Origin of the sequence: Lysinibacillus sp. FJAT-14745 (genome assembly GCF_001275675.1) — a bacterium.
Taxonomy (GTDB): domain Bacteria; phylum Bacillota; class Bacilli; order Bacillales_A; family Planococcaceae; genus Lysinibacillus.
In genome coordinates, this window is the sequence record NZ_LITM01000006.1 from 1 (window position 1) to 1,815 (window position 1,815).

The 1,815-nt window shown below is 32.3% G+C and carries 2 protein-coding genes; both read left to right on the forward strand.

From position 1 onward, the window contains the following. Window positions 1-185 precede the first annotated feature (185 nt). Complete coding sequence (locus AMS59_RS10190; protein WP_053483649.1) at window positions 186-719, forward strand: hypothetical protein; 534 nt, start codon at window positions 186-188, stop codon at window positions 717-719. Window positions 720-1,424: 705 nt separating this feature from the next. Beyond that, window positions 1,425-1,679 (forward strand): hypothetical protein, encoded by a 255-nt coding sequence (locus tag AMS59_RS10195; RefSeq protein WP_199777720.1) that lies wholly within the window; start codon window positions 1,425-1,427, stop codon window positions 1,677-1,679. Window positions 1,680-1,815 lie beyond the last annotated feature (136 nt).

Sequence of the window (1,815 nt, forward strand, 5' to 3'; positions counted from 1 at the left end):
GTTTTCACTTTTTTTCTATACTTTAATGGGAATTTATTGAATTTTTTATGGTCAACCCCAAGTTATGGTGATGAGCCTAAAAGGTGGAATTTTTTATTGTTTCTCCTTATAATATAATATACGCTATATAATCGTGTGTTTTTAAACTACTAGATTTTTTGTAAGTAAAAGTGTGGGGTGGTTAATTGAATTTTATTACTTGGTCAATTATTGCAGCAGAAATTGGTTTTTGGATTGTTATAATACTCGGTCTAACTTTACGTTATGTATATAACTTTAAAAAAATGGGATCGTTCTTTTTACTTTTAACACCCGTGATTGATTTGTTTCTGTTAATCGTAACTGCTATGGATCTATTAAAGGGTGGAAATGCAACTGAGTCTCACGCAATTGCTGCTATCTATTTAGGTGTGTCGATTGCTTTTGGAAAGAGTATCGTTCGTTGGGCTGATGAAAGGTTCTTATACTACATAAAAAAAGAGGGAACAAAACCTGAAAAAAAGACTGGTTTCGCATATGCTCGTAATTCTTTGAAAGGGTCTTTTCAGCATTTATTTGCATATATCATCGGAGCAGGATTTTTATTAATATTGATATACCTAGTAAATGATGCGGACCGTAGCTCTAAACTTTTTGAAACACTAAAAGTATGGTCTTTAGTACTGGGAATTGATTTTATCATATCTATTTCATATTTCATTTGGCCACGAGGAAAATAGTTATTTTACATAGAAGTAAGTAAAATATTTTAAAAATAATGAATGTTTTTTCTTCAACTAACCAGAGCTTTCGTTAAATTTTCGATTCACGAAATATCAAACCGAAAAGATAGATTTATCCTACACATTTTGTAGATTAAATCTGTCTTTTAGTTTTAACAGCAACAATCTTTGAGAAAACAGCCTACTTTAAAGATGCAGATTTAAACTATGACTCCGTTACGGTAAAGAGCCGCAACTCTGTACGAGCTGATTAAAACCAGAAGATACTAAGAGGATGTAACAGATGAAAAGCAATAATATATTGGTTTTCAGAAGCTGAAGGAGGAAGAAAAGCTCCCCCCGCAGGGACAGAGTATTATCCAAATACAGAGATATTAGAAGATGGGGATATTTGGAGTTTAGCTATTAAATTCGATATGAAAAATCCAACGCAAAATAAAATGATAGATAACTGTAAAGTTTGTTTTTTATTTGATCATGCACCTCAACACTTACTAAGTAGTAATGCGGAACTTATCCTTTGTAAAGGATCCCATAAAGTGGGTAAAATGGTAATCAGTTAAGTTATAATATTCCCTGTCAAATAGACAAGGAGTAGTTCTGGTGGTAATCCGAAAATAATCATGTGTGGTGGATGTAAGGGATAATTTATCGAAAAAAAGACTATTGAGTAATACGTTCGTTGACAAAGTTAGAAATCAAATGGAAATTGATGAAGAAGAGTATCGAGAATTAATTGAAATATTGACTAATTTGTCCGATGAATTAAAATCTCAGAAAGTAATAGATAAAGAACTGGCAATGACATTATACAGTATGCCTCAAATTATTAGGAATGTTTTTCAAACCTACGAAGAGCACAACGGAAAAGCTACAGAATTCGGGAACAAACTTGAGGATATCTGGATTGATTTGGACGCAATGGTTTTAGAATGCTTTATCGATACATCCAGTTGATTCATTAATATTTATACACAATCTAAATTGAAACCAAAATCTAAGCACATTTAAAGAAGGTAAGCGCCAAATACAACCCACCTTCTAACACTGTCTGTACTATGTGATAATCACAGTACATTCTTCGTTAGGAGGT